At 73.5% G+C, this 20,138-nt stretch carries 21 protein-coding genes; 8 read left to right on the top strand and 13 right to left on the bottom strand.

Features of this window, described 5'->3' with window-relative positions:
* Window positions 1-64 precede the first annotated feature (64 nt).
* From ACFY7C_RS15780 to ACFY7C_RS15760, 5 genes are all read right to left on the bottom strand, one after another.
* Entirely contained in the window at window positions 65-931 is an 867-nt protein-coding gene (locus ACFY7C_RS15780; protein WP_389649780.1) for a GNAT family N-acetyltransferase, read from the bottom strand.
* Window positions 932-1,000: 69 nt separating this feature from the next.
* A complete protein-coding gene (locus tag ACFY7C_RS15775) occupies window positions 1,001-1,846 on the bottom strand; it encodes a spermidine synthase (protein ID WP_389649777.1) in 846 nt (281 codons plus the stop codon).
* Between the two features lie 4 nt (window positions 1,847-1,850).
* The gene (locus ACFY7C_RS15770) at window positions 1,851-2,711 is read right to left on the bottom strand and encodes a patatin-like phospholipase family protein (protein ID WP_389649774.1); all 861 of its coding nucleotides are present in this window, start codon (window positions 2,709-2,711) and stop codon (window positions 1,851-1,853) included.
* Window positions 2,712-3,186: 475 nt separating this feature from the next.
* On the bottom strand, window positions 3,187-4,365 hold the full coding sequence (tuf, locus tag ACFY7C_RS15765) for an elongation factor Tu (protein WP_389649772.1): 1,179 nt from the start codon (window positions 4,363-4,365) through the stop codon (window positions 3,187-3,189).
* Between the two features lie 239 nt (window positions 4,366-4,604).
* Window positions 4,605-5,321 carry a DNA alkylation repair protein gene (locus ACFY7C_RS15760; RefSeq protein ID WP_389652662.1) on the bottom strand — a complete coding sequence of 239 codons (717 nt, stop codon included), beginning with the start codon at window positions 5,319-5,321 and terminating at the stop codon, window positions 4,605-4,607.
* Window positions 5,322-5,511: 190 nt separating this feature from the next.
* Between ACFY7C_RS15760 and ACFY7C_RS15755 the strand changes: the two genes are divergently transcribed.
* Complete coding sequence (locus ACFY7C_RS15755; protein ID WP_389649769.1) at window positions 5,512-6,234, top strand: TVP38/TMEM64 family protein; 723 nt, start codon at window positions 5,512-5,514, stop codon at window positions 6,232-6,234.
* A gap of 67 nt (window positions 6,235-6,301) precedes the next feature.
* On the opposite strand, the gene ACFY7C_RS15750 is transcribed toward ACFY7C_RS15755, so the two are convergent.
* Window positions 6,302-7,471: a thiolase family protein gene (locus ACFY7C_RS15750; RefSeq protein ID WP_389649766.1), complete on the bottom strand. Its 1,170-nt coding sequence runs from the start codon at window positions 7,469-7,471 to the stop codon at window positions 6,302-6,304.
* Between the two features lie 142 nt (window positions 7,472-7,613).
* Between ACFY7C_RS15750 and ACFY7C_RS15745 the strand changes: the two genes are divergently transcribed.
* The 4 genes from ACFY7C_RS15745 to lnt all read left to right on the top strand — a co-directional run bounded on the left by ACFY7C_RS15745 (window position 7,614) and on the right by lnt (window position 11,438).
* A complete protein-coding gene (locus tag ACFY7C_RS15745) occupies window positions 7,614-8,075 on the top strand; it encodes a winged helix-turn-helix transcriptional regulator (RefSeq protein ID WP_389649764.1) in 462 nt (153 codons plus the stop codon).
* Window positions 8,076-8,184: 109 nt separating this feature from the next.
* On the top strand, window positions 8,185-9,060 hold the full coding sequence (locus tag ACFY7C_RS15740; protein WP_389649761.1) for an undecaprenyl-diphosphate phosphatase: 876 nt from the start codon (window positions 8,185-8,187) through the stop codon (window positions 9,058-9,060).
* Between the two features lie 84 nt (window positions 9,061-9,144).
* On the top strand, window positions 9,145-9,582 hold the full coding sequence (locus tag ACFY7C_RS15735) for a nuclear transport factor 2 family protein (RefSeq protein WP_389649758.1): 438 nt from the start codon (window positions 9,145-9,147) through the stop codon (window positions 9,580-9,582).
* 119 nt (window positions 9,583-9,701) lie between these two features.
* Window positions 9,702-11,438, top strand: coding sequence for an apolipoprotein N-acyltransferase (gene lnt / locus ACFY7C_RS15730; protein WP_389649755.1), 1,737 nt, complete (start codon window positions 9,702-9,704; stop codon window positions 11,436-11,438).
* Here lnt and ACFY7C_RS15725 read toward each other — a convergent pair.
* Both ACFY7C_RS15725 and ACFY7C_RS15720 read right to left on the bottom strand, forming a co-directional pair.
* Entirely contained in the window at window positions 11,362-12,267 is a 906-nt protein-coding gene (locus ACFY7C_RS15725; RefSeq protein ID WP_389649752.1) for a Gfo/Idh/MocA family protein, read from the bottom strand. The genes lnt and ACFY7C_RS15725 overlap by 77 nt on opposite strands.
* 55 nt (window positions 12,268-12,322) lie before the next feature.
* Window positions 12,323-13,510: an FAD-dependent oxidoreductase gene (locus ACFY7C_RS15720; RefSeq protein ID WP_389649749.1), complete on the bottom strand. Its 1,188-nt coding sequence runs from the start codon at window positions 13,508-13,510 to the stop codon at window positions 12,323-12,325.
* A gap of 91 nt (window positions 13,511-13,601) precedes the next feature.
* Here ACFY7C_RS15720 and ACFY7C_RS15715 point away from each other — a divergent pair, with 91 nt between their 5' ends.
* The 3 genes from ACFY7C_RS15715 (at window position 13,602) to ACFY7C_RS15705 (ending at window position 15,374) form a co-directional block, all read left to right on the top strand.
* Window positions 13,602-14,210 (top strand): TetR/AcrR family transcriptional regulator, encoded by a 609-nt coding sequence (locus ACFY7C_RS15715; protein WP_389649747.1) that lies wholly within the window; start codon window positions 13,602-13,604, stop codon window positions 14,208-14,210.
* Between the two features lie 52 nt (window positions 14,211-14,262).
* Window positions 14,263-14,790, top strand: a complete 528-nt coding sequence (locus tag ACFY7C_RS15710; protein WP_389649744.1) for a DinB family protein — start codon at window positions 14,263-14,265, stop codon at window positions 14,788-14,790.
* A gap of 119 nt (window positions 14,791-14,909) precedes the next feature.
* Entirely contained in the window at window positions 14,910-15,374 is a 465-nt protein-coding gene (locus ACFY7C_RS15705) for a hypothetical protein (RefSeq protein ID WP_389649741.1), read from the top strand.
* Here ACFY7C_RS15705 and ACFY7C_RS15700 read toward each other — a convergent pair.
* The 5 genes from ACFY7C_RS15700 to fabG form a co-directional block, all read right to left on the bottom strand.
* Window positions 15,371-15,823: a hypothetical protein gene (locus ACFY7C_RS15700; RefSeq protein ID WP_389652659.1), complete on the bottom strand. Its 453-nt coding sequence runs from the start codon at window positions 15,821-15,823 to the stop codon at window positions 15,371-15,373. The two genes, ACFY7C_RS15705 and ACFY7C_RS15700, sit on opposite strands and share 4 nt — an antisense overlap.
* 147 nt (window positions 15,824-15,970) lie before the next feature.
* Window positions 15,971-16,654: a uracil-DNA glycosylase gene (gene ung / locus ACFY7C_RS15695; protein WP_389649738.1), complete on the bottom strand. Its 684-nt coding sequence runs from the start codon at window positions 16,652-16,654 to the stop codon at window positions 15,971-15,973.
* Between the two features lie 104 nt (window positions 16,655-16,758).
* The gene (locus ACFY7C_RS15690; protein WP_389649736.1) at window positions 16,759-18,339 is read right to left on the bottom strand and encodes an ABC transporter substrate-binding protein; all 1,581 of its coding nucleotides are present in this window, start codon (window positions 18,337-18,339) and stop codon (window positions 16,759-16,761) included.
* Between the two features lie 148 nt (window positions 18,340-18,487).
* Window positions 18,488-19,255 (bottom strand): SDR family oxidoreductase, encoded by a 768-nt coding sequence (locus tag ACFY7C_RS15685; RefSeq protein ID WP_389649733.1) that lies wholly within the window; start codon window positions 19,253-19,255, stop codon window positions 18,488-18,490.
* A 26-nt stretch (window positions 19,256-19,281) separates the two neighbouring features.
* On the bottom strand, window positions 19,282-20,043 hold the full coding sequence (fabG, locus tag ACFY7C_RS15680) for a 3-oxoacyl-ACP reductase FabG (RefSeq protein ID WP_389649730.1): 762 nt from the start codon (window positions 20,041-20,043) through the stop codon (window positions 19,282-19,284).
* Window positions 20,044-20,138 lie beyond the last annotated feature (95 nt).

Below are 20,138 nucleotides of genomic sequence, written 5' to 3'. Positions count from 1 at the left end.
CGACAGGCCCGACAGGCCGTCGGACACCGACGGCCGGCGGGCCGGACACGCGCCCCGCGGGACGTCAGGCGTCGCGGTGCCGGTCCCTGACCTCGGGGAGGGGCCGGAAGCCGGCGGAGGTGTAGGTGGCGACGGCGCCGGTGTTGGAGCTCGGGGTGCAGACGAGGGCGCTGGACGAGCCGAGCTCCCGGAGCGCGGCGGCCGCGGCCAGGGATACCGCCCTGCCGTGGCCCCGCCGGCGGTGGTCCGGGTGCACCCCCATCGGTTCGAGCAGGCCGGGCCTGCCCGGACCGGCCGACCAGACCGCCACCGTCGCCACCGCCTCGCCACGGTCGTCGTACGCGACCAGACACCGGGCGTCGGCGTACGGCACGCCGCCGGCCATCGCGTGCCAACGCTCGTCCGTGAACGTCGACCCGGCGAACGCCGCCCGGTGGACGGCGGCGAACGCCGGCGCCCGGTCCGGCCCGGCCACCTCGATCCGTACGCCCGGGTCCTCCACCGGTTCCGTCAGGTCGCGGCACAACGGCGTCCACGGCTCGTCCAGGCCCCAGCCCTCCTCGGCCAGCAGCTCCTGGACCAGCGCATCCGTCGGCGCCTCGACGTTCGCCCTGCCCTCGGGCAGCACACCGCGCTCGGGCTCGGTCAGGTCCGCCACCAGCCGCCGGGCCAGCGCCTCGTCGCGCCGGGCGTCCGGCGCGGTCGTCAGCCGCAGCAGCCGGGGTCCGTCCAGCAGGCCGACGGCGAGGATCCGTCCGTCGCGGCGCCATGTCCGGACGGCCGCGGCGGTCGCCTCGGCACCCGACCGCCAGAACCAGCCGATGTCCCCCGGATGCAGTTGCGTCGGCGCCCCGTCCTCCTGCCACCCGCGCAGCGCGTCAACGGCCTCGCGCAGCCCGTCCGTTCCCGACTTTCCCAGAACCGTCCCCATGGCCCCGATCACACACCACCGCGCCGCCGCGCCGCATCCGGTTTCCGAACGCGACGGGCGGCCACCGGGTCAGCCGATGCCGAAGCCGCCGCTCGGCGGGACGGGGGACGGGACCGCGTCGGTGTCGTGGACCGGGCGGGCGTCGGCGGTGAGACGGGTCAGGGCCCCGCCCCGTTCCACCCGCGCGGGGAAGGGGTCCGCCGCGGTGCGGCGGGCGAGCCGCGCGGTGTCGATCTCGCGGTCGGAGGCGAGCAGGACCGCGTTGCCGAAGCGGCGTCCGCGCAGGACGGACGGTTCGGCGATCAGCGCGATCTCGGGGAACACGGCTACGAAGGTGGCGAGTTGGGAGCCGAGGAAGGCGAACGGGGCGCCGTCCGCGAGGTTCGCCGCGTAGGTGCCGCCGGGGCGCAGCACCCGCCGGGCCTGCCGGGCGTACTCGATCGAGGTGAGATGGGCCGGCACCCGTGAGCCGCCGAAGACGTCGGCGATCAGCAGGTCGGCGGAGGCGTCGGGCGCGCTCTCCAGCCACGCGCGGGCGTCCGCGCCGTGCACGGTGATCCCGGAGTCGTCCGGGAGCGGCAGGTGTTCGGCGACGAGGGCGAGCAGCCCCCGGTCGGCCTCGGCGACCTGCTGCCGGGAGCCGGGCCGGGTGGCGGCGACGTAGCGGGGCAGGGTGAGCGCCCCGCCGCCCAGGTGCACGACGTCGAGCGGGGCGCCCTCCTCGGCGGCGAGGTCGACGACATGGGCGAGCCGCTGGGCGTACTCGAACTCCAGGTGCGTCGGGTCGTCGAGGTCGACGTACGACTGGGGCGCGCCGTCGACGGTGAGCAGCCAGCCCCGCTCGGTGTCCACGTCGGGCATGAGCCGGGCGGTGCCCCAGTCGACGTCGCGGATGACGGGAATCTGCTCGTTCACGCCCTCATTGTGCCCACAGCTCCGCGACGGCCCGGGCGTGGGCGGCGGCCTGGGCCCGTCCGGCGCGGGCGGCCGGCGTCCGCAGGGCCGGGTCGAGGGAGCCCCGGCCGAAGGCCTGCCGGGACTCCGCGTCGGGTGTGATGACCTCGACCCGGGCGCCGGCGGCGGCGAGGTCGGCGCCCTGGCGGGCCGGGGAGAGGATCACCTTGTTGCCGGTGGCGCTGGGCGCGATGACGACGACCCGCTCGTAACCGGCGGCGAGATGGGCGTTGGCGGTGGAATGGAGACCGCCGTCGATCCAGCGCCGCCCGGCGCACTCGACGACCGGCCAGGCGCCGGGGATGGCGCAGCTGGCGGTGACGGCGTCGACGAGCGGGATCCCGGCGTCCTTGTCGTGGGCGGCGAGTTCGCCGCTGTCGGCGTCGACGGCGGTGATCAGCAGCCGCGGCCGCTCGGGCCAGTCGACGGCGGGCCCGAGCCGGCCGGCGACGACCTCCCGGCGGACCTCCGGAGCGACGGTCCGCGCGGCGCTCCCGAGCCGGCCGAGCTTGCGTCCGTACGCCTCGGGAGTGCGTGAGCCGAGGACGGCGAGCGTGTACTTCAGGATGCCGCCGATGCCGAAGCGGGCGGGGAGCTCGCCGTCGGGTGCGGTGAGCTGGCTCTCGTAGAGCGCGTCGAGCGGGAACTTCCCGGACGCGATCTGCGCGGCGACGACCGCGCCGGCGGAGCTGCCGACGAGCAGATCGGCCGTCGTCAGGTCGGTCCCCGCCTCGGCGAGGCCCTGCAGAACCCCGATCTCCCACCCCGCGCCGGCCACACCGCCCGCGCCCAGTACCAGTGCCGTACGCCTCGCTGTCTCGGTCATGATCCGAGTCTGCCGGAGGCGGTCCGCCGGGCGGCGGGCAGGGGGTCGGAATCCGGGGCTCCGGTGGGCGAGCCGGCGGGGTGCCGGGGCGCGGGGCGCCGAAGCGCGGGCTGGGGCGCGAGGAGGCGCGCCACTGGGGCGCGTGGGCGCCGGAACACCCGGGACCAGGCCACCGGGCCAGTGGGCGGGGGCCCCGGGGTACGGGGCCGGGGTACCGGGGTACCGGGGTACCGGGGTACCGGGCCATCGAGGCACCGGTCCCCGGAGGCACCGGAGGCACCCAGGCCCGGGCAACCGGCACGGAATGCCGGAGCCCGGGCCACGGGCGGGGGCCGGCCGCCGCGCCAGGTCGGGAACCGTGCCACCGGAACACCGGCAACGGGACCACCGGACCCGGGCCACCGGGGCACGGGGGCACGGGGCCGGGCCACCGCCCACGGCGTCACCGGAGGCCCTGGCCCCATCGTCCCGCCGGTCACAGCACCTCGGTCACCGTGCCCGCGCCGATCGTGCGGCCGCCCTCGCGGATGGCGAAGCCGAGGCCGGGCTCGAGGGGGACGGGGCGGCCGAGGGTGACGGTCATGGTGATCGTGTCGCCGGGACGGGCGACGGCACGGGTGCCGAGGTCGACGGCGCCGACGACGTCGGCCGTACGGAGGTGGAACTGCGGCCGGTAGCCGGTCGTGACCGGGGTGGTGCGGCCGCCCTCGCGGGCGGAGAGCACGTACACCCGCGCCGTGAAGCGGCGGTGCGGCACGACGCTGCCGGGGCGCGCGACCACGTCGCCGCGGCGGACCGCGCCGCGCGGGACACCGCGCAGCAACAGGGCCACGTTGTCGCCGGCCTGTCCCGACTCCATCGGCCGGCCGAAGGTCTCGACGCCGGTGACGACCGTCTCGGTGTCGGCGCCGAGCACGGCCACCCGGTCGCCGACGCGGACCGTGCCGCGCTCGACGGCGCCGGTGACGACCGTGCCGCGGCCCGTGATGGTGAGCACGCTCTCGACGGGCATGAGGAACGGGGCCTCCACGTACCGCACGGGCACCGGCACATAGGTGTCGACCGCGTCGAGCAGCGCCTCCACGGACGCGGTCCAGCGCGGGTCGCCCTCCAGGGCGCGCAGGCCGGAGACGCGCACCACGGGCACGCCGTCGCCGCCGTAACCGTGCGCGGTGAGCAGCTCCCGCACCTCCAGCTCGACCAGGTCGGTCAGCTCGTCGTCGGCGCCGTCCGCCTTGTTGAGGGCGACGACGATGTGGTCGACGCCGACCTGCCGGGCGAGCAGCACGTGTTCGGCGGTCTGCGGCATGATCCCGTCGAGCGCGGAGACGACGAGGATCGCCCCGTCGAGCTGGGCGGCTCCGGTGACCATGTTCTTGATGTAGTCGGCGTGCCCGGGCATGTCGACATGGGCGTAGTGGCGGGTGTCGGTCTCGTACTCGACGTGTGCGGCGTTGATGGTGATGCCGCGCCGGGCCTCCTCGGGGGCCCGGTCGATCCGGTCGAAGGGCACGTAGGCGGTGGGTCCGCCGGTGGAGCGCTCGCTGAGGACCTTGGTGATGGCGGCGGTGAGGGTGGTCTTGCCGTGGTCGACGTGCCCCATGGTGCCGATGTTGAGGTGCGGCTTGGTGCGCGCGTACGCCTGCTTGGGCATGGCTGAATCGCTCGTTTCGGTGTGCGAAGCGTGTGTGGGGACCCCGGGGCCGGACCGACCCTCCCCCTGTGGGGTCCGCCGGACGGTCCGGGAAGGGTCAGCTTCGGTCGCCGCCGCACACGAGAACGGCAGCCTTCGGCGCGTCCGCGACTGCGGACGGCGCTGCGAGGAAGGCGTACCGGGACATGCCCCTGATCATGGCCGCCGGGCGCGGCCGCGTCGACCGAATTACGCGGCGCTCAGAGGTTCTTGAGGGCCTCGCGCACCGAGAGCGGGGAGAGGCGGGAGTCGTTCCGCGTGACGAAGGCGCGGACTTCGGCCGGCGCGGTCCTGGCGTATTCGCGCAGGCTCCAGCCGATCGCCTTGCGGATGAAGAAGTCGGGGTGGTCGGAGCGCAGCAGGCAGTAGGAGAAGAGGCGTTCGGTGTCGGTGGCGTCCTTGAAGCGGAGCTGGTGGAGGAGGGCGGTGCGGGCCACCCACAGGTCGTCGTCGGCGATCCACTCGTCCATGCGGGCGGCGAGGCCGGCGTCGGCGGCGACGAGGCCGCCGACGACATGGGCGGCGAGGTGGTCGACCGTGTCCCACCAGGAGACGGTGGTGACGAGGTGGCGGGCGACCGGCAGGAAGGCGGAGGAGCAGCGCTTCACGTGGCGGCGCAGGTAGTCGACGGCGAAGTAGTGGTACTCGCGCTCGGGCAGCGCGAAGCAGCGCAGGGCGACGGCCGCGCAGTCGTGCTCGTCGGGGGCGGGGAGGCCGTCGAGGACGGTACGGGACAGGGCGCGGCGCTCCGGGGTGCGCACCCCGAGGAAGGGGGCCACGCCCTTCATGTACGCGACCATCTCCTGGGCCCGGAACGGGTTCCCCGCGGCGGGGTAGATCTCCGTGAGCCGGGCGAGCACGGTGTCGGCGAGGGCGCTGGACGGGACGACGCCGGGCGTCTCGGCGGAGGCGGTCACGGGACCACCCGGCACCGGATCACCCGGCACGGGATCACCCGGCACGGGGCCGCTCGTCAAGGGGCCACCCGTCACCGGCCCGGTCCCCGTGCGCTCGCTCGTCACGCCCTCGCTCACGGCCCCACTGTAGGCGCGGGCGGCATGGCGCACATTACGGCGATCACACACGGGTGTCGGTTACTCTCCCCGGATGCTCCTCTCGCCCAAGGCCCGGCTGGCGTACCTCGCCCTGATCCTGCTCTCAGCGGGCGTGTCGGTGCTGCTCTTCGAGCCGCAGCGGCTGTTGTCGGCGGGCTGGCCGCCGCAGGTGGGCGGGGCGGCCGCGGTGCTGGTCTTCGGGCTCGCGTACGGGGTGTGCACGGCGGCCCTGGTGCCGCGGCCGATCCTCAATCTCGCGGCGGGCGCGCTGTTCGGCACCCAGGCCGGTTTCGCCGCCGCCCTGGGCGGGACGGTGCTCGGGGCCGGCCTCTCGTTCGCGCTCGGCCGCACGCTCGGGCAGGACGCCTTGCGCCCGTACGTGCGGGGGCGCTGGCTGCGGGCGGCGGACGGCCAGTTGAGCCGGCACGGCTTCCGTTCGATGCTGGCGATCCGGTTGTTCCCCGGGATGCCGTTCGCGGTGGCCAACTACGCGGCCGCCGTCTCCCGGATGAAGTACCTGCCGTTCCTCCTGGCGACCGGGCTCGGCTCCGTGCCGAACACCCTGGCCTACGTGGTCGCGGGCAGCCAGGCCACCTCGCCCACCTCCCCCGCTTTCCTGGTCTCGACCGGTTTCATCGTCCTGTCGGTCTCGGCGGCCGCGGTGGTGGGCTGGCGCAAGCGGCACCGTCTCGGCGCGGCCGTGACGGCGACGCCCGGGGAGACGGCGGTGCGGCGGGAGCCGGTGGCGGCGGCCACGGCCGCGCCCGAGGGCTGACGCCCCCGGCCGCACCGACCCGGCGGCCCCTCCCCCGGCCTTCCCCAGCCCGTTCCGCGGCCCGCGCTCACATCGCTTCGACGATCATCGCGTTGGCGAGTCCGCCGGCCTCGCACATCGCCTGCAGCCCGTAGCGCCCGCCCCTCGCGCGCAGGGCGTGCACCAGCGTCGTCGTCAGGCGGGTGCCGCTCGCGCCCAGCGGGTGTCCGAGGGCGATCGCGCCGCCGTGGACGTTGACCCTGGCCGGATCGGCGCCGGTCTCCTGCTGCCAGGCGAGGACCACGCTCGCGAAGGCCTCGTTGATCTCGAAGAGGTCGATGTCGTCTAGGGAGAGTCCGGCACGGCGCAGCACCTTCTCGGTGGCCGGGATGACTCCGGTGAGCATGAGCAGCGGGTCGGAGCCGGTGACCGCGAAGGAGTGGAGCCGGGCGAGCGGGCGCAGGCCGAGGGCCCGGGCGGTCTCGGCGGCCATGACGAGGACGGCGGAGGCTCCGTCGTTGATCGGGCTGCTGTTGCCGGCGGTGACCGACCAGTCGATCTGCGGGAAGCGTTCGGCGAAGACCGGGTCCTGGAAGGCGGGCCGGAGTCCGGCGAGCACCTCGGGGGTGGTCGAGGGCCGCACCGACTCGTCGCGGCGGACGGACCCGTACGGGACGACCTGGTCGTCGAAGAGTCCGGCCTCCCAGCTCCGCGCGGCCCTGGCGTGCGAGCCGGCGGCGAACTCGTCCATCGCCGCGCGGCCGATCGACCACTTGGCGGCGATGAGCTCGGCGCTGATGCCCTGCGGCACCAGGCCCCCCGGATAGCGCTCGGCGACGCCGGGGCCGAAGGGGTCGGCGCCGGGCGGCACGTTGGACCACATGGGGACGCGGCTCATGGACTCGACGCCGCAGGCGACGGCGATGTCGTACGCGCCGGACAGCACGCCCTGCGCGGCGAAGTGCACGGCCTGCTGCGAGGAACCGCACTGGCGGTCGACGGTGGTGGCGGGCACGGTCTCGGGCAGGCCCGCGCCGAGCCAGGCGTAGCGGGTGGTGTTCATGGCCTGTTCGCCGACCTGGTCGACGGTGCCGCCGATGACGTCGTCGACGAGGGCGGGGTCGATGCCGGTGCGGTCGATCAGGGCGCGCAGGGTGTGCGAGAGCAGGGCGACGGGGTGGACGTCGGAGAGGGCGCCGCCTGGCTTGCCCTTCCCTGTCGGCGTACGGACGGCTTCGACGATGACGGCGTCACGCATGACACGGCTCCCGAGGGGTCGAAAGGGCGGGCGGGCTGGAAAACCGAGCGGGTTGGAAAACTGGACTCTCGCGCATCGGCAACATAGCCCACTAGGTTGGATTATCAAACCCTCACCCATCGGCCTGCCTTAGTCTTGGCTCATGAAGGCCGCGCCCCGCCCCTGCTCGATCGCCGACACCCTCGCGCTCGTCGGCGAGAAGTACTCCCTTCTCGTCCTGCGCGAGGTCTCCCTCGGCGTCCACCGCTTCGACCGGATCGCCCGCAACACGGGCGCGCCCCGCGACATCCTCACCGCCCGCCTCAAGCGCCTGGTCGAGGCCGGGATCCTGGAGAAGGTGGCGTACAGCGAGCGGCCCCCGCGCTACGAGTACCGGGCCACGCCCGCGGGCCGGGAGCTCGGGCCCGTCCTCATGACCCTGATGGCCTGGGGCGACCGCCATCTGCACCCCGACGACCGGCCGGTGGTCCTCGAACACAGCTGCGGCGCGGTGCTCAGTCCGCGGGTGGTCTGCGCGAGCTGTGGCGAGGAGGCGGACCGAGCCAGTCTCACGACCCATGTGCGGGCGCCCGGCTGGACGGCGACGGGTCCCGTGGACGGCTGAAGCACCGGGGCCCGAGCCCGAGCCCTGGGAACGGCCCCGTCACCTCGGGACGGTACGCTGCGCACCGACCTTCTGACCGCACGCGTACATACGGGACGGCCCTGGCCCCATGAGTTGGTTCGAATCATTCATCCTCGGACTCGTCCAGGGGCTGACGGAGTTCCTTCCCATCTCCTCCAGCGCGCATCTGCGGCTCACCGCCGCCTTCGCCGGCTGGCACGACCCCGGCGCCGCCTTCACGGCCATCACCCAGATCGGCACCGAGACCGCCGTCCTCATCTACTTCCGCAAGGACATCGCGCGGATCGTCTCGGCCTGGTTCCGCTCGCTCTTCGACAAGGCGATGCGCTCCGACCACGACGCCCAGATGGGCTGGCTGGTCATCGTGGGCTCCATCCCGATCGGCGTCCTCGGCGTCACGCTCAAGGACCAGATCGAGGGCCCGTTCCGCGATCTGCGGCTGATCGCGACCACGCTCATCGTCATGGGCGTCGTGCTCGGCATCGCCGACCGGCTCGCCGCCCGCGACGAGATCGGCGGCCGGCACCGCGCCATCCGCGAGCGCAAGTCCCTCAAGGAACTCGGCGTGCGCGACGGCCTGATCTTCGGCGTCTGCCAGGCGATGGCCCTGATCCCGGGCGTGTCCCGCTCGGGCGCCACCATCTCCGGCGGTCTGCTCATGGGCTACACCCGCGAGGCCGCCGCCCGCTACTCCTTCCTCCTGGCGATCCCGGCCGTGCTGGCCTCCGGCGCGTACGAGCTCAAGGACGCGGGCGAGGGCGGCCATGTCTCCTGGGGACCGACGATCTTCGCCACGATCATCGCCTTCGGCGTCGGCTACGCGGTGATCGCCTGGTTCATGAAGTTCATCACCACCAAGTCCTTCATGCCCTTCGTGATCTACCGGATCATCCTGGGCATCCTCCTCTTCGTCCTGGTCGGCACGGACGTCCTCAGCCCGCACGCGGGCGAGTCGGCGGGCTGACGGCCGACAGGGCCGGCGACATCCCCGGGCGGCGGTCCGCGCACGCCTCTTGGCCCCGCTCCGCCGCTGCCCGACACTGAACCGATGACACAGCGCGTGGACCTCGCGAACGTGATGGACCGGCTCGCCATCGACGACGTGGTCACGGGTTACGCCGTGGCCGTGGACGACTCCGACTGGGCCGCGTACCGGGCGCTGTTCACGCCCGACGGGCGCGCGGACTACCGCGGCTCGGGCGGGGTCGAGGGCCCCGCCTCGGAGGTCGCCGACTGGCTCGCCGAGACGATGCGGCTCTTTCCCGTACGGCAGCACCTCATCGTCAACCGGCGGGTGCGCCTCCATGACCTCGGCGGCGGTCCGGGCGACGACGCGACCGTGCGCGCCGACTATGTGAACCCCATGCGGTTCGCGTCGGGCGAGGACTTCGTGTGCGGCGGGCGCTACACGTTCACGCTGCGGAGGTCGGACGACGGCTGGCTGCTGCGCTCGGTGGTGGTCGAGGAGAAGTGGCGCCGGACCTGAGGATCCGCCGGAGGCGAGACCCCGCCGGACCGAAGGAGCCCGAGGGCGCGGGACCGTCGAGCCTGAGCGCCGTCGGGGCCGGTCGCGCGCACACTGGAGGCGACACCTGGAGGCAGGGTATGCGGACTCCGTTCGCCCGGCGCCCGGCACCGGCCGGCCGTACGACCGCGCCCGGGCATGACCCGGGCGCCACCACCGGCGCCAGGCCCCCGGACGCCCCCGCGACCGACACCGCACCGGGCACCACCCCCGTACGCGGCCGCCTGCCCGGCCTCGGCCGTTCCGCGCTCGCCGTCGCCCTCGGCGCCCTGCCCGCGCTCGCCTTCCCCGCACCCGGTCTGTGGTGGTGGGCGTACCTCGCCCTCGTCCCGTGGCTGCTCCTCGTCCGTACGGCGCCGAGCGCGCGCCGGGCCGGACTGGACGGCTGGTGCGGGGGCATCGGCTTCATGCTGGCCGTGCACCACTGGCTGATGCCGAGCCTCCACGTCTTCATGCTGCTGCTCGCCGCGCTGCTCGGACTGCTCTGGCTGCCCTGGGGCCGCCTCGCGCACGCCCTGCTGGGCGGCACGCCCTCCCCGCGCCGGGCGGTCGCCGCGCTGCTCGCGGTCCCCTCCGGCTGGCTGCTGATCGAGCTGGTCCGCTCCTGGGAGGGCCTGGGCGGCCCGTGGGGGCTGCTCGGGGCCAGCCAGTGGCAGGTGCCGGCCGCGCTGCGGCTCGCCTCGCTCGGCGGGGTCTGGCTGGTGAGCCTGCTGGTGGTGGCGGTGAACACCGCCGTCGTGCTGCTCGTGGCCGGCGCACTGGCACGCCGTACCACTCCGGCGCAGCGTGCCGGCCGTGTGGGGCCGGCCGGCCTGGTGGGCTGTGCCCTCGTCATGGGCCTCGGCTGGTGGGGCACCGCTCCGCCGCCTACCGCGGGCATCGTACGGGTCGCGGTCGTCCAGCCCGGTGTGCTCGATCCGCCGGGCGGCGCCGAACGGCGGTTCGCCCGGGGCGAGGAGCTGACCCGGACGCTGGCGGGGCAGCGGCTCGACCTGGTGGTCTGGGGCGAGAGCAGCGTCGGCGCCGATCTGCGGGCCCGGCCCGACCTGGCGGCCCGTCTGACGGAGCTCTCGCGGGCCGTGGGCGCCCCGATCCTGGTCAACGTGGACGCGCGCCGCTCCGACCGCCCGGGGATCTTCAAGAGCGCGATCCTCGTCGGCCGGGAGGGACCGACCGGGGACCGCTACGACAAGATGCGCCTGGTGCCGTTCGGCGAGTACATCCCGGCGCGGGCCGTGCTCGGCTGGGTGACCTCGGTCGGCAAGGCGGCCGGTGAGGACCGGCGGCGGGGCACCGCCCCGGTGGTGATGACGCTGCCCGCGCCGGACGGCGGCGACCGGCCGGGGCTGCGCGTCGGGCCGCTGGTCTGCTTCGAGTCGGCCTTCCCCGACATGACCCGGCGACTGGCCCTGGACGGTGCCGACGTGGTGGTGGCCCAGTCGGCCACGTCCACCTTCCAGGACAGCTGGGCCCCGGAACAGCACGCCTCGCTGGCGGCGTTGCGGGCCGCGGAGTCGGGGCGTCCGGTGGTGCACGCGACGCTGACCGGGATCAGCGCCGCCTACGGACCGGACGGGCGGCCGGTGGGCGTCGGCCTGGGCACCGGGGTGAGCGCCGTCGCCGTCCGGGAGCTGCCGCTCTCGCGGGCGACGACCCCGTACACGCGCTTCGGCGACTGGGCGGTGCACGCGGCCGTCACGGTGCTGGTCGTGCTGGGCGCGGCCGGGGCCGCGCAGAGGTTCAGGAGGCCTGGAGGAGTGTCTCGCGCACCACGTGCTCGCACAGCTCGTGGGTCAGGAGCGCGTCGCGGGCGCTGAGCAGGCGCCCCTCGCGCACGGCCTCGAGGAAGGAGAGGACCGCCTGCTCGATGCCGCGCTGGCGGGCCACCGGCACCCAGTCGCCGCGGCGGCGCACGGTCGGCTGGCCCTTGTGGTCGACGATCTCGGCGAGGTTGAGGACCTGGCGCTTGGTGTCCTGCCCGGAGACCTCCAGGATCTCCTCGGTGGAGCCGCCGCGCCGGTTCATGACGCCGAGGGCGGTGAAGCCGTCGCCGGACAGCTGGAGCACGACGTGGTGCAGGAGCCCGTCGCGGACCCTGGCGCGTACGTCGGTGTGCTCGACCTCGCCGGGGAGCAGGAAGCGGAGCGTGTCGACGACGTGGATGAAGTCGTCGAGGACGAAGGTGCGCGGGTCCTCGGGCAGCCCGACGCGGTTCTTCTGCATCAGGATCAGTTCGCGCGGGTGGTCCAGGCACTGGGCGTAGCTCGGGGCGAGCCGGCGGTTGAAGCCGACGGTGAGGCTGACCGCGCGCTTCTCGGCGAGTTCGACGAGCCGCTCGGACTCGGCGTACTCGTAGGCGAGCGGCTTGTCGACGTAGGTGGGGATCCCGGCCTCCAGGAGGCGGGTGGTGATCTCGGCGTGCACGGAGGTGGGGGCGTGCACGAACGCGGCGTCGAGTCCGGCGGCGAGCAGCGAGTCGAGGTCGTGGTGGCGCCGCGCGGCGGGCAGGTGGAGGCTGTCGCCGACAAGGTCGAGGGTGGCGGGGGTGCGGGTCTGGAGGTGGAGTTCGACCCCGGGAAGGGTGGAAAGGACGGGGAGGTACGCCTTCCGGGCGATGTCCCCGAGTCCGATGCAGCCGACCTTCACGTGGGTCTCCCTTGTCGTCGTGCCCCGGCCCCCGCCGTGGGGGCGTGCGCGCCGGTCAGCTTACGCCGGGCGGTTCGGCGTCGGTCGGCGGGCGCCAGTCGGCGATGCCGTCGAAGCCGCGCAGGATCAGTCCGGGGCCGAGGCGGGAGACGGCGGTCACGGCGGTGTCGCGCAGGGCGACGGCGGGGCGGGCGGAGAGCAGGGCGAGCCGGCCGGTGCGGGCGGCCTTGCGGACCAGGGCCGTGGTGCGGGGCAGCCGGTCGGCGGTGTACGCGGCGAGGGCGGCCGGCACGGGCAGGCCGCGGCCGGTGTGGTGGGCGAGGACGACGGCGTCCTCGACGGCCTGGTTGCCGCCCTGGCCCAGGGTGGGCTGCATGGCGTGGGCGGCGTCGCCGAGGAGCGCCACGCGTCCGTCGTGGAAGGCGGGCAGCGGGTCGATGAGGTGGTGGACGTCGTTGCGGAGGATCCCGGCCTCCTCGGCGGCGGCCAGGATCGCGGGCACCGGGTGGTGCCAGTCCCCGAAGAGACGCTGGAGTTCGGCCTTCTCGCCGTCGGCGGCGCGGGCACCGGCGGGCGCGGCGGCCATGGCGTACGCGTAGACCCGGCCGTCCTTGAGGGGCTGGCTGCCCCAGAGGCGGGCGGGGCCCCAGGTCTCGTGCGGGGCGAAGGGGCGCTCGGGGGCGGGGATGACGGTCCGCCAGGTGGTGAAGCCGGAGTAGCGGGGGCCGGGGTGCCCGGGGAAGAGGGCGGTGCGGACGGCGGAACGGATGCCGTCGGCGGCGACGACGAGTTCGGCCTCGATCGTGCCGTCGGGTGTGGAGACGCGGGCGGGCCGGCGGGGGTCGCCGGGGTCGTCGAGCCCGGCCGGGGTCCCGGTGCGGACGGTGGTGCCGGGCAGGGCGGAGGTGAGGAGTGCGACGAGGGTGGCGCGGTGCAGCAGGACGAGCGGTCCGCCGAAGCGGGTGGCGGCGGCCTCGGCGTCGGTGCGGCAGAGCCAGCGGCCGTCGGGGCGGCGCATGCCGCCGTCGCCCTGCCAGGCGGCGAGTTCGCGGACCGGGTCGCCGAGGCCGATCGTGTCGAGGGCGCGCAGGGCGTTGGGGGCGAGGGCGATTCCGGCGCCGACGGGGGCGAGGTCCGGGGCCCGTTCGAGGACGGTGACGTCCCAGCCGCGCTGCCGCAGGGCGACGGCCGCGGTGAGGCCGCCGATGCCGGCTCCGACGACGACGGCACGGTGCTGTTCCATGACTCCCCCTTGGGGACTACAGGTGTAGTGACTTCTTGACCGTACTACAGATGTAGTCGGCTCGGGAGGTGAGGGTCGATAAGTTGGTCCCATGACCGCAGCACCGGCCCCCGACGCCCCGCTCACCCGCGCCGAGCTCATCGGCGACGCCGCCCTCGACCTGCTCGTGGAACGGGGGATGCGCGGGCTCACCCACCGAGCCGTGGACGAGCGGGCCGGGCTCCCCCAGGGCTCCACCTCCAACCACGCCCGCACCCGGCAGGCCCTGCTGGAGACCGCCGTCCGGCGCCAGGTGCAGCGGGAGGCCGGCGTCCTCGCCCCGCACGAGCTGCCCGCCGCCGACGCCGGCCGCGAGGCCCTGGTGGACGCGCTCGCGCGGGCCCTGCACCGCTATCTGACGGACCACCGGGCCCTGCTCGTCTCGCGCTACGAGCTGGCCCTGGAGGCCACCCGGCGCCCCGAGCTCCGCTCCTTCTTCGACTCCGCCGGAGCCGTCTTCCACGGCCCGCTGATCGCGATGACGGCCGCCGCCGGGTCGCCCTCGCCGGAGCGCCACGCGCTCTCCCTCATCGCCTGGTGCGAGGGGCTGATGTTCTCCTGCGCGGCCGGTTCCTTCCACTCGGCCGTGCCGAGCCCCGCCGAACTGCGCACCGGCCTCGACGAGCTGCTGCGCGGCATGCTGGGCGGCGGCCAGGGCTGAACCACCGTCAAACCACTGGCCGCGCGGGGCGATCATCGGCGACGATGCGGTCATGACTGCCGAACGCACCGAATCCACCCCGCGCATCGACCCCGGCACCCTCACCGGCGAGCGCGCGGCCCTGGAGGAGTGGCTCGACTTCCACCGGGCCACCCTCGCCATGAAGTGCGAGGGCCTCGACGACGCCCAGCTGCGCACCGCCTCCGCCCCGCCGTCCGACCTCAACCTGATGGGCCTGGTCCGGCACATGGCCGAGGTCGAGCGCGGCTGGTTCCGGCGGACCCTCGCGGGCGAGGACGCCGGCTGGATCTACAGCACCGAGCAGGACATGGACCGGGACATCCACGTCACCGAGGAGGACACCTGGCAGGAGGCGTACGCCACCTGGCAGGACGAGATCGCCCGGGCCCGCGCCAACGCCGCCGAGCGTGGGCTCGACGACATCGGCACCGGGAAGCACCGCTCCGGGCAGACGTTCAACCTCCGCTGGATCTATCTGCACATGATCGAGGAGTACGCCCGGCACAACGGCCACGCCGACCTCCTCCGGGAGCGCATCGACGGCGCCACCGGCGACTGAGCGGGGCCGGAACCCTCTCGTACGGCACGGGTCAGCCCGCGTCGAGGTGATCACTCATGCGGGGCATTCCCCGCGAGTAGGGGCGCGCGGGGGGCGGTTCGGCCAGCAGAGTTGCGCGGGTGCATGGAACCAGAACCACAGTGACGATGCTCGCCGGGATGGCCGTGGCCGCCCTGTCGGGCTGTGTCGCGGTCGAGCCGCCGCCCGCGGCCCCCGCGCCCGCCCCCCGCCTCTCGGCCGAGACCACCGGTCAGGACGTCGCGCCCCAGATCGTCCAGGGACCCGCCCGCGAGGCGCTGGAGGCCGCGATGCCCGACCCCACGCCCGAGCCGCGGTCGTCCGTCGAGCGGCACAAGGAGGGCACGACCGGCGGGGGCGACTCCGCAGGGCGGCGCCGCGCCGAGAAGCCGCGCTCCTCCGCCGTACCGAAGCAGCAGCGCCGGCATCCCGACGTCGAGCTGCCCGAGCTCCCGCAGGTGCCCCGCGGCCGGGACGACGTCTGCGAGCTGGGCGAGCGGTACGGCGGCTGGCACCCGGGGAGCGACCAGGCGAGGCTCTGCCGGGGCGCCTACGGGAAGCGCTAGACGGCCGGACCCGTCAGGCCCCGCAGCCGCAGCTCCAGGCGGTCGATCGCGGCCCGCACCCCGTTGCCGTAGCCGTCGTCGTCCAGGACGGCGGAGGCGGCGCGGGCCCGGTCCAGGTGGACGCGGGCCGCGTCGGGGCGGGCCAGCTTCACGTAGTCGGCGGCGAGGTTGAGATGGAGCGAGGGGTAGAGGGCGCGCAGCGCCGCCGCCGAGTCGTGGCGGGCCAGCCGGTCCTCGTCGAGCCCCTCGGCGGCCGTCAGGGCCCGCAGGTCCCAGGCGAGCTCGGTGTCGGGGTCGTCCTGGGCGTCCGCCATGTAGTGGGCGAGCGTGCAGCGGTGCAGCGGGTCGCCGTCCGGTCCGAGCTGGTCCCAGATCTCGCCGAAGCGGTTGCGCGCCTCTTCCCGGTCACCGCCGTGGAGCAGCATCATCGCCTGCCCGATCCTGGTCATGACGGGGTCGTCCGCCACCTGCTGCCCGGTCACTACGGCCTCCACGCGTTCTCGTCGGCCCCCTCGCCCGAAGAGTGCCGGATCCGGCGCCGGGTGTGGCTCCGCCGCGCCGGATCCGACCTGATCATCACCAAAACCGCTCCGGACTCAGCCGAGGTCGGGGATCCGCCAGTCGATCGGCTCGTGGCCCTGGGCGGCGACGGCCTGGTTGATCTGGGTGAAGGGCTGGGAGCCGAAGAACTTCTTCGCCGACAGCGGCGAAGGGTGCGCGCCCTTCACCACCACGTGGCGGTTCTCGTCGATGAGCGGCAGCTTCTTCTGCGCGTAGTTGCCCCAGAGCACGAAGACGGCCGGGTCCGGCCGGGCGGCCACGGCGGTGATCACCGCGTCGGTGAACTTCTCCCAGCCCTTGCCCTTGTGCGAGTTGGCCTCGCCGGCCCGGACGGTGAGCACCGCGTTGAGCAGCAGGACGCCCTGCTCGGCCCACGGCAGCAGATAGCCGTTGTCGGGGACGGGGTGGCCGAGCTCGGCCTGCATCTCCTTGTAGATGTTGCGCAGCGAGGGCGGGGTCTTCACGCCCGGGCGGACGGAGAAGCACAGGCCGTGGCCCTGGCCCTCGCCGTGGTACGGGTCCTGGCCGAGGACCAGGACCTTCACCTTGTCGAACGGGGTGGCGGCGAGGGCGGCGAAGACCTCCTCGCGCGGCGGGTAGACCGGCCCCTTGGCCCGCTCCTCCTCGACGAACTCGGTGAGCTGCTTGAAGTAGGGCTTCTGCAGCTCCTCGCCGAGGACGCCGCGCCAGGACTCGGGCAGCATGTCGGTGTCGGTCACGTCAACAACCTCCGGTGGGCTTCGTTTACTCCAGACGAGAACCTACCGGGGGCCACTGACAACGCCGTCCGCCGCCCGGTCCCGACGGGGACCGGGCCGGTCGGCTACCAGCTGGTGCGGCGGCTGAGCTCCCACATCTGCATGACGGTCTGCGGGTCGAGGGCCCGCTCGCCGCCCGCGATGTCCTCGCTCGCGGCGATGTAGAGCTTGCCCTGCCACAGCGGCAGCAGCCGGACGTCGCGCACCATGATCTCCTGGGCCTTCTTGAACTCGTCCGTGACGGCCGCGCGGTCGCTCTCGCGCCGGGACTTGGGGAGGAGCTCACCGGTGATCTCGGGGCTGACGTACGGGGTGCCGAGGACGTTCTCCTCGCCCACGAACGGGGCGATGAAGTTGTCCGGGTCCGGGAAGTCGGGGAACCAGCCTCGGCCGAAGACGGGGTACTCGCCCTTCTGGTAGCCGGCCTGGAACTCCTTCCAGGGCTTGCCGTGCAGGCTGACCTCGAAGAGGCCGGAGTCCTCCAGCTGGCGCTTCAGCTCCGCGAACTCGGGGGCCGTCGAGGAGCCGTAGCGGTCGGTGGTGAACCAGAAGTCCAGCTCGACCGGCTTGGTGATGCCCGCGGCGCGCAGGATGGCCTTGGCCTTGGCGGGGTCGGGCTCGCCGAAGCGGTCGTAGAAGCTGGTCGTGTGGCCCGCGATGCCCTTGGGGACCATCGAGTACAGCGGCTCGGCGGTGCCCTTGTAGACCTTGTTGACCAGTTCCTCGCGGCTCACGAGCTGGGCGATGGCCTTGCGGACGGGCAGCTTGGCGACCGACGCGTCCTTGGTGTTGAAGACCAGGTAGCGGATGTCGGCGCCGGTGGACTCGACCAGCTGGAGGCCCTGGTTCTCCGGCTTGTCGGCCTGGAGGTCGACGACCTCCTCGGCGGTCAGACCGCGGTAGGTGGCGTCGATCTCCTTGGCCTTCAGCGCGGTGACCATCGCCTCGGACTCGGCGAAGTACCGGATGGTCACGCCGCCGTTCTTGCGGTCGGCGAAGCCCTTGTAGCTCGGGTTGCTGGTGAGCTCGGCCTTCTCCTTCTCCTTGTACTCGTCGAGGACGTACGGGCCGGAACCGATCAGCTTGCCGTCGGTGCGGAGCCGGTCCGCCGGGTACTCGGCCGGGTCGACGATCGACATGGCCGGGGTGGCGAGGACGAAGGGGAAGGTGGCGTCCGGCTTGTTGAGCCGGAAGACGACCGTGTCGGGCGCGATGACGTCGATCTTGTCGAGCGAGCCCAGCATGCCGTTGGGGCCACCCTTGTGGTTGATCGTGCGGATCCGCTCGATCGAGTACTTCACGGCCTCGGCGTCCAGTTTGTGACCGTTGGAGAAGGTCAGCCCCTCGTGGATCCGGCACTCGAAGACCCGGCTGGAGGAGCCCTCCTTGAACTTGCAGTCCGCGGCGTCCGACTCGGGGGTCGTCCGGCCGGTCGGGAAGCTCACGAGAGTCTGGAAGACATTCCGGAAAAGCTCCCAGGAATTGTCCCAGGCGGCGGCCGGATCGAGCGTCGAGGGCGAGCTCGTCGTCCCCACGACGATTCTCTGTTCCGTTGCGGATTCACCGTCCGAAAACACACTGCATCCGGACAGGAGGGATATGGACGCAAGGGCTGCAGCGGCCTGCAGACTGGTCCGGTTGAACACGTGCACGCTCCTCGTTCAGCCTGGGGTCGGCCGACGATACCGCAGCGCCCCGCCAGGTCAATGATCGGCCCGGGCGGGGCACTTGAGGCATTCTCTGAACAACCGGGGCCAAACCGGTCAGGAATTCAGGGAAGTGTCCGGATATCGGTCACCCGACACCGGCGTTCAGGAAAATGCCGCCGTCGACGACCAGGGTCTGGCCGGTGATCCAGTCCGACTGCGAGGAGGTCAGGAAGGCGGCGGCACCGCCGATGTCCTGCGGCTCGCCGAGCCGGCCGAGCGGGTAGGAGGCGGCCGCCTCGACCTCCCGGCCCTCGTACAGCGCCGCGGCGAATTTCGTTCGCACGACGGCCGGGGCGATGGCGTTGACCCGGACGTTGGGGGCGAATTCATGGGCCAGCTGCAGGGTGAGATTGATCATTGCCGCCTTGCTCATTCCGTACGCGCCGACGAACGGCGAGGCGGCGATTCCGGCGACCGAGGCGATGTTCACGATCGCCCCTCCGTGTTCCTTCTGCCACGCCCGGTAAGTGTGCTGGGCGAAGCCGAGGGCCGAGACCACATTGGTCTCGAAGACCTTGCGGGCCACTCCCAGGTCGAGTTCGGCGATCGGCCCGAAGACGGGATTGGTCCCGGCGTTGTTGATCAGGAAGTCGACCCGTCCGAAGGCCTCCATGGCGGCGGCGACGGCGGCGGCCTGGTGGGCCTCGTCGTGCGCCTTGCCGGGCACGGCGATGACCCGGTCGGCGCCGAGCCGCTCCACGGCCTCCTTGAGGGCGTCCTCGCCCCGGCCGGTGATGCAGACCCGGTCGCCGCGGGCGACGAGGGCCTCGGCGACCCCGTAGCCGATGCCCCGGCTGCCGCCGGTGACGAGGGCGACCTTGCCCGAGGGCTCGGGCAGTTCCTTCACGCTCATGTGCGTTCTCCTCCCGCGCCGCGGCGTCAGTTGAGCGGGCCGCCGGCCACGTACAGGACCTGGCCGGAGACGAAGCCGGCGTCCTCGCCCGTGAAGAAGGCGATGGCATGGGCGATGTCCTCGGGCCGGCCGACGCGCTGGACCGGGATCATGGACGCGGCGGCGGCCTGGAACTCCTCGAAGCCCATGCCGACCCGCTCGGCGGTCTGCGCGGTCATCTCGGTGACGATGAAGCCGGGGGCGACGGCGTTGGCGGTGATGCCGAACTTCCCGAGCTCCTTGGCGAGGGTCTTGGTGAAGCCCTGCAGACCGGCCTTGACGGCGGAGTAGTTGGCCTGGCCGCGGTTGCCGAGCGCCGAGGACGAGGAGAGCGAGACGATCCGGCCGAAGCCGGCGTCCACCATGTGCTTCTGGCAGGCCTTGGCCATCAGGAACGCGCCCTTGAGGTGGACGTTCATGACGGTGTCCCAGTCCGCCTCGGACATCTTGAAGAGCAGGTTGTCGCGGAGCACGCCCGCGTTGTTGACGAGGATCGTCGGGGCGCCGAGCTCGGCGACGACCCGCGCGATCGCGGCCTCCACCTGGGCGCTGTCGGAGACGTCGCAGCCGACGGCGAGCGCGGTGCCGCCCGCGTCGGTGATCTTCTCGACGGTGTCCTTGCAGGCCGCCTCGTCGAGGTCGAGTACGGCGACGGCGCGGCCCTCGGCGGCCAGCCGGATGGCGGTGGCGGCTCCGATGCCCCGTGCCGCACCGGTGACGACGGCTACCCGCTGCTCGGTGGTGGACATGCTTGTTCTCCTCGCCCTTGGATCGTCCCTGGATACGGCCCGTACCGGCGTGCCGCCCGCTCTCCCGCACATGAGCGACCGCTTAGTATCGTCCG

Source organism: Streptomyces sp. NPDC012769, assembly GCF_042901205.1.
GTDB lineage: Bacteria > Actinomycetota > Actinomycetes > Streptomycetales > Streptomycetaceae > Streptomyces.
Note: the sequence above shows the minus strand (reverse complement) of the source record. Positions and strands in the feature narration are given on the sequence as shown.

Bases quoted from the DNA above. Each gene is read 5' to 3' on its own strand.
- ACFY7C_RS15745 (WP_389649764.1), top strand. From the start codon at position 7,614: ATGAAGGCCGCGCCCCGCCCCTGCTCGATCGCCGACACCCTCGCGCTC.
- ACFY7C_RS15780 (WP_389649780.1), bottom strand. From the start codon at position 931: ATGGGGACGGTTCTGGGAAAGTCGGGAACGGACGGGCTGCGCGAGGCC.
- ACFY7C_RS15685 (WP_389649733.1), bottom strand. From the start codon at position 19,255: ATGAGCGTGAAGGAACTGCCCGAGCCCTCGGGCAAGGTCGCCCTCGTC.
- ACFY7C_RS15710 (WP_389649744.1), top strand. From the start codon at position 14,263: ATGACTGCCGAACGCACCGAATCCACCCCGCGCATCGACCCCGGCACC.
- tuf (WP_389649772.1), bottom strand. From the start codon at position 4,365: ATGCCCAAGCAGGCGTACGCGCGCACCAAGCCGCACCTCAACATCGGC.
- fabG (WP_389649730.1), bottom strand. From the start codon at position 20,043: ATGTCCACCACCGAGCAGCGGGTAGCCGTCGTCACCGGTGCGGCACGG.
- ACFY7C_RS15715 (WP_389649747.1), top strand. From the start codon at position 13,602: ATGACCGCAGCACCGGCCCCCGACGCCCCGCTCACCCGCGCCGAGCTC.
- ACFY7C_RS15755 (WP_389649769.1), top strand. From the start codon at position 5,512: ATGCTCCTCTCGCCCAAGGCCCGGCTGGCGTACCTCGCCCTGATCCTG.
- lnt (WP_389649755.1), top strand. From the start codon at position 9,702: ATGCGGACTCCGTTCGCCCGGCGCCCGGCACCGGCCGGCCGTACGACC.
- ACFY7C_RS15700 (WP_389652659.1), bottom strand. From the start codon at position 15,823: ATGACCAGGATCGGGCAGGCGATGATGCTGCTCCACGGCGGTGACCGG.
- ACFY7C_RS15735 (WP_389649758.1), top strand. From the start codon at position 9,145: ATGACACAGCGCGTGGACCTCGCGAACGTGATGGACCGGCTCGCCATC.
- ACFY7C_RS15770 (WP_389649774.1), bottom strand. From the start codon at position 2,711: ATGACCGAGACAGCGAGGCGTACGGCACTGGTACTGGGCGCGGGCGGT.
- ACFY7C_RS15720 (WP_389649749.1), bottom strand. From the start codon at position 13,510: ATGGAACAGCACCGTGCCGTCGTCGTCGGAGCCGGCATCGGCGGCCTC.
- ACFY7C_RS15750 (WP_389649766.1), bottom strand. From the start codon at position 7,471: ATGCGTGACGCCGTCATCGTCGAAGCCGTCCGTACGCCGACAGGGAAG.
- ACFY7C_RS15740 (WP_389649761.1), top strand. From the start codon at position 8,185: ATGAGTTGGTTCGAATCATTCATCCTCGGACTCGTCCAGGGGCTGACG.